The following is a 6,552-nucleotide window of genomic DNA, read 5'->3' as shown; positions in this document are numbered from 1 at the left end:
TTATTCTCGACCTAAAAAGCCAAAAGAGAAGAAGATAGTAGTTGTTATTTAGTACTTTTTCTTGCTCAAAGTTTCCATCCAGCCAGATTAGACCCTGTCTGGCCGTTTTTCTGCGGACTTGCTTAGTCTAAACTCCAGTTTTGACTGTGGCTGATAATGGCAATGGTCAGAAGTTCAAGACTCATGTGGAGTTGGATCTGGAGGGGAATCAGCGATCGGTGCAGGATGCGCTGGGTCGAATTGTGATGAGGTATGACTATGACATGCTGGGCGATCGTATTCATCAGGCCAGTATGGAGGCGGGCGATCGGTGGATGCTGAATAATGTGGCAGGTAAGCCGATGCGGATGTTGGATAGCCGAAATCATGTTTTGCGGACGGTCTATGATGCTTTGCAGCGTTCGACGCAGTTGTTTGTGAAGAAGGGTGGCGAGCCGGAGTTTTTGGCGGAGCAGACGATTTATGGGGAAGATCGGGGAGTGGCTATGAACCATCGAGGGCAGATTTATCAGCATTTTGATGGGGCGGGGGTAGCGACTAATGTGGAGTTTGATTTTAAGGGGAATTTGGTCAGTAGTTCTCGTCAGTTGGTTCGGGATTATAAAACTGTTCCCAATTGGTTGCTGAGTCCGTTGCCTGGTTTGGAAGAGGAAATTTTTAGTAGTAGTACCCGCTATGATGCATTAAATCGTCCGGTGCAGTTGGTGGCTCCTCACAGTAGTTTGCCGAATGCGAAGCTGAACGTGATGCGGCCTGGTTATAATGAGGCGAATTTGTTGGAGCGGATGGATGTGTGGCTGGGGGAAGTAACGGAGCCAACTACGATTCTCGATCCGCAATCGGCGAATTTTCAGGCGGTGGTGAATATCGATCGAGATGCCAAGGGACAGCGCACTCTAATTGAATATGGGAATGGGGCGAAGACTGAATATACCTACGATCCACAAACTTTTCGGTTGGTTCATTTAAAGACTACGCGGGGTGCGGCGGTCTTGCAGGATTTGTTTTACACCTATGATCCGGTGGGGAATATTACGCGGATTCGGGATGATGCTCAGCAGACGATCTTTTTTAAGAATCAGGTGGTGTTGCCTCATTGTGATTATAGTTATGATCCGATTTATCGGTTAGTGGAGGCAATGGGGCGAGAGCATATCGGGCAAGCTGGACAACCGCAAGAAACTAAATGGGATGATGAGTTTCGGGTGAATCTGTCTCATCCAAGCGATGGTCAGGCAATGCGAAATTATACTGAGCAGTATGTTTATGATGCGGTAGGGAATTTTGAGCGGTTAATTCATCAGGCGGCGACTGGGACATGGACTCGTGGTTATGTTTATAACGAGGGGAGTTTAGTTGAACCTGGGAAACTGAGCAATCGCTTGAGTAGCACAACTGTGGGGACAAAGACTGAACCATATAGTTATGATGCTCATGGGAATATGACGAGTATGTCCCATCTGACTTTGATGCAGTGGAATTACAAGGATGAGTTGAGTGTGACTTCGCGGCAGGCTGTGAATGCTACGCCGCCACCAATGCAAGTGCCAGAGATGACTTTTTATGTCTACGATGCTGGTGGGGAGCGGGTGCGGAAGGTGACGGAGCGGCAGAATGGGTCGCGGAAGGATGAGCGGATTTATTTGGGTGGGTTTGAGATTTATCGGGAGTTTATGGGTGTTGGGAATGAGGTGAAGTTGGAGCGGGAGACGTTGCATGTGATGGATGACAAGCAGCGGATTGCTTTAGTGGAGACTAAGACTTTTAGTGATCCCAGTGATGAATCTCCGCTGCAACTAATTCGGTTTCAGTTTGGTAATCATCTGGGTTCGGCTAGTTTAGAGTTAGATGATCAGGCTAAGGTAATTTCCTATGAGGAGTATTATCCCTATGGGAGTAGTGCTTATCAGGCGGTGGACAAGAGTGTTAAGGCTGCGGCAAATCGGTATCGCTATACGGGGAAGGAACGGGACGAGGAAACTGGGCTTTATTACTTTGGAGCAAGATACTACGCTTCTTGGATATGTCAATGGGTGTCATGCGATCCCAAATCTTTATTGAATAAAAAGCCAAAATTCAATCATTCAAGTCTTTCACCTTCTAATGAGGAGCAAAAAAATGAGATTTTTAATCTAACTGACAAAATAGGTTCGCCAAACACTACAGCCAGTAGGAATAATTTGTTGCCGGTTCTTTATGGATTTGTTGATAATAATCCAATTTGTAGGATTGATCCAGACGGGCGAGATTTTTTTGAGTGGAAAACAGTAAAAGAAGTATGGGCTGCTGCGTGGAATCCCCGCGCTGCTATGAAGACCAAAACATTGATCTTTGATGACAAAGTAGAAACTGAAAAACCAACATTTAATACCTTGGCAGTACGTTTTTCAACTAAACTAGGTCTGGTGGAAAATAAGGAACGCGAGGGATCTCAGGTTAATGCTTTTCGGCATACGCTTTGGCAAGCGCTATTGACAAAGCAATTCGACCAATCAACTGCCAAAGAATTTGCAGATTCTCATGAAAGCAATCCTGATGCCATTTCCCAAGAGGATGCTACTACAAAGGAATTTGACACCTTAAATGCAGCCGACCAATCCATTGATCTTCGTAACAACATCATTGGCAGGGAAATCGGTGAGAAAAATCGTAATGTTATTGGGGGACCTCACCAGCTTGCCAAGGTATTGCTTCAGGAGTATCACGAAAAAGGACTTTGGGTTGCAGAAAAACGCCAAGACAACGGTAAATACAAAGCCGTTTTACAGAAACTTTCAGATATAGAATTTGCGGACGCATCACAAAAGTTGTCTAACCTCGACAATCTTGGATTAAATCCTTCTGATGCTAAAAAGCGGCAAGATGTTCTGGACACACGGTGGAGTGAGCAGGTAAAACGAAAGGCAAATGAAATAACTGGTGGGATCGAATGGAGTATTAAGCGACTTTATGGAGTTCCATAAATCATCTACTCCTCACTCAAAAAATAAAAACGAGATTGACCATACAGGAAAATTCATGATAAACACAATTTGGAAATTTTTATTAAGTGAATTACTCGCCACTTACCTAGTAATAGCTTTCGATGATCGATCATTAATCACTCAAAGTCAGGATAATTGGCGATCGCCACCCATCCTAAGCCCACAACCTCATTCTTTATCGCAAACATAGCTGTCTTTCAAAACCAATACCCAAATCACTTTCACTTTCATATAGGTTCCAATCCATGACTCCTCAAGCACTCAAGTTCGCTGACAAGATCAAGTTTTTCAACTCTGTACTGAGTACCAAAACCCACCAAGATGCCGTAGATGCAGCGATCAAAGAGGCTGATGGAGATATGGCAAATGCTTTGAAAAGTTTAAAAACCAAACTACCAGCAGCCTCTTTGAGAAAAGTTGATTTGGCATACCAGTTAGAAGATTGGGCTGGGCAAAATATTCCCGTCGTTCAAGCCCTTGTCAAAAATGCTGAGATAGACAGCTTAAGGGATATAGCCCTCAACTACAACGTTAAAAAATTAGCTGATATAGTAGACAGCAAGCACTTACCAGAAGATACTGCTGGGAAAACCGCGAGCGAAAAAAAGAAAAATTTTGCCGTGGCCTTGCATCACAAACTATTTACCACTGAAACTAGTGCTGTATTGCAACGGATGGTACAAGATGCCGAAATTCCTATTTTGGATCAGACAGTAGGTGCTGGGGTGGCAAAATTCTTTGAAAACCAACCCGATTTTAATATTCGCACCACCTCGATTTATACCGCTTTGAAACATACGAAAGCCTTTGCCGGGATTGCTGAAGAGCATCAAGCTGCGGTGGTTGAGGAGTTGAAGAAACTCCAACGGGTGCAGTCTTTAAGTCCTGCCTCAGAATCCATTCCTGTCCTAATTCAGGCTAACTTGACCTCAGCATTTGGGGTAGCTGAGATGCCAGAATCTTCTTTCATTAGAGCACATGGTAAAGCGCTAGGCCAGGAAACTGCCCGCCAAGTTTATACTAATGCCATCAATAACCGCATCCGCAATGAACAGGCGTTAATGACTATGCGGGAGTCTGTTCGTGGTACTGGGTTAGCAATTATTGATGGCGATCGTTCGATGGAAGATCGGAGGGCGATGATGTTGCAAGCCTTTGCAGATAAAACAGAAGTACCAGATAACGTCAATTGGGAAAAATTATTTGGCGATATGGATGTCTGTGAGTGCGAAGAATGTACCTCAGTTTATAGCCCAGCATCTTATTTTGTAGAACTACTACAATATCTACGCAACAACACTCTTGGTCCAGATCCAGCAAGCGGCGATCCTGACCCAAAAAACAACAAGAATATTAAGCCAGGGATCAAAGGTACCCCACTGGAAAAAATGTTTCGTCGTCGCCCAGATTTGGGTTGCCTGGAACTGACTTGTGACAACACTTTCACTGTATTACCTTATATCGACCTAGTAAATGAGGTGATGGAAAGTTTTGTTGTGCATCTAGAGGAGTATGAAAAAAGTCCGGAAGAGCCAAAGCAGGCTCGGCTAGACACTTTCAATGTCGAAGATGAAACTACCAGCGAGTTGCTAGCTCAACCACAGCATACCAATTACCAAGCCTATTGCATCCTGAAAAGTGCCGTTTATCCTTTTACACTGCCCTACCATCAGCCGATCGATGCCACTCGAATTTTCTTGAAGTACTTAGGCACTAGTCGCTATGAGTTACTAAATACTTATCGAGCTGTGGATGAAGCCTGCGCGAATAATTCCTTTACATCTGAGGGGCAAAATGAACTAAAAAAACTTCATCAACAAACACTAGATCGAGCTGTGGATGCTGAGTTTTTGGGGATGACTCAAGAAGAATATATCATTCTCACTAAAGAAGCCTTCTGGCCAAAAGGCTATTTTGATATCGCCCTAGGCAAAAACCATACTGAAGAAGAGTACCAAGAGAAAATTGGAGTTAAGCCAGTCCACGAATATTATGGCTACGAGACAAAAGATGCAATGCTCGACATAGATGAAACCAATCAACTGGGACTAACATTTGTGAAAAAGCGATTCTTGCCTCTCACAGGTATTCAATATATTGATCTCGTCGAAATATTAAAAACCCAATTTATTAATCCTAATCACCCCCAAGGTGATGATCTCAAGATATTAGAGAGTATTCGCTTTAGTTATCGTTTTCTCCAAACATTGGTTGATACGAACAGCAATAATCCTAGTATTCGTTTTGCTAAGCTTGTTGCTTTTCTGGAAACAGCTCAATTTTTCGTGCCATTGCTGGATGCTTACCTTCATCCCGATCCTTGCCAAAAGCAGAAACCTGGTTGGCATCTGGAGATCAGAGACTTGCGAAAGTGGGTGTACTGCTACTTTGAGAGGATTGGCGAGTTAATTGTGCTGGAAGCAGGGGAAGGACCATATTTGCCGATCGAGGGCAGTGTCTACACAAAACTTCTCCAAGAAGCTTCTGAGCCTAAGTTTGTCGGTACTTTAAGAAAGGATGGACTAATTGTCGATGAAAATGAGGAGTTTATTGGGAGCGTTACTATTACTAGCCAGGTTATTAGAGCTGATGGACAGCTATTTATTAGTCAATTTGGAGAAGGTACGCAGCTAGAAGTTAGAGATTCAAATAGTGCTCCGATTGGCTATATCAATCAGAGTAGTATTTTGGTTAGCAAAGATAGCGAAACAACAGTGAATTGGTCGCCTGCTCAGGATACTTGCGATCTCGATAAAGTTCGTCTGGTTCACCTTGATGGGACAGCTCTATCTGATCATGAGTACGATCGATTCCAGCGTTTTATTCGACTCTGGCGTAAGCTAGGCTGGACTATCAATGAAGTTGATAAGGCTCTTGTTGGTCTATCGGCGCAAAAAGATCCTAGAGAAGGGGCAACGGCCTCAGATGATTGTGAGTATGTTGGTTTTGAAATATTTGATGATAATTGTACTTCTAGTAGTGGTGGGTTCATAAATGGTTGCAATAATAATGATTCTGAAGATTCTTGTGATGATGTAGAGCAATGGACTAATTGCGTCGAAAGAAATGATTCTATTAGTGAAATTACACCAGATTTCCTGAATCAAATTGTTGCTGTGCGTAAGCTCTTAGATTTGTCAGGGTTGAGCTTGATTCAATTGCTGGCTTTCTGGTCAGACATTAGCACTGTGGGCGAAAAATCACTCTATGCTCGTCTCTTCCTTACCCACAATTTATTAGGAATTGATAAAGTATTCAAGGCCGATCAAAGTGGTGCTTATCTAACTAAATCAGCTAAAATCTCCGATCATCTGCCTGTTTTAATGGCTGCATTGCGGCTGAAATCTGATGACATCATGAATATGATGGACAAAAAGTTTTTCGCAGAGCCTTTGACTGACCTGCTAAATCTCAAAAATGTATCAATAATTTATCGCTATAGTGTATTAGCGAAAATCTTGCATTTGCGAATAGAAGAGTTGGATGGTGCGATCGAGTTATTTGGAAAGCCTCGTCAATTCAAAATTGAAGTGCAACGGCTAGAGGTCTTCCCCGGAGGGACTCATAA

General features: G+C 43.3%; 2 protein-coding genes. Both read left to right on the top strand.

The features are described from left to right. Positions 1–146 precede the first annotated feature (146 nt). On the top strand, positions 147–2,963 hold the full coding sequence (locus RMO79_RS03665; protein WP_310481701.1) for an RHS repeat-associated core domain-containing protein: 2,817 nt from the start codon (positions 147–149) through the stop codon (positions 2,961–2,963). 266 nt (positions 2,964–3,229) lie between these two features. After that, positions 3,230–6,552, top strand: a 3,323-nt coding sequence (locus tag RMO79_RS03660; RefSeq protein WP_310481700.1) for a Tc toxin subunit A, incomplete at its 3' end; no start/stop codon positions are given.

The sequence above is a fragment of the Chamaesiphon sp. VAR_48_metabat_403 genome, assembly GCF_031422475.1.
GTDB lineage: Bacteria > Cyanobacteriota > Cyanobacteriia > Cyanobacteriales > Chamaesiphonaceae > Chamaesiphon.
This window is presented reverse-complemented; position numbering and strand designations above follow the sequence as displayed.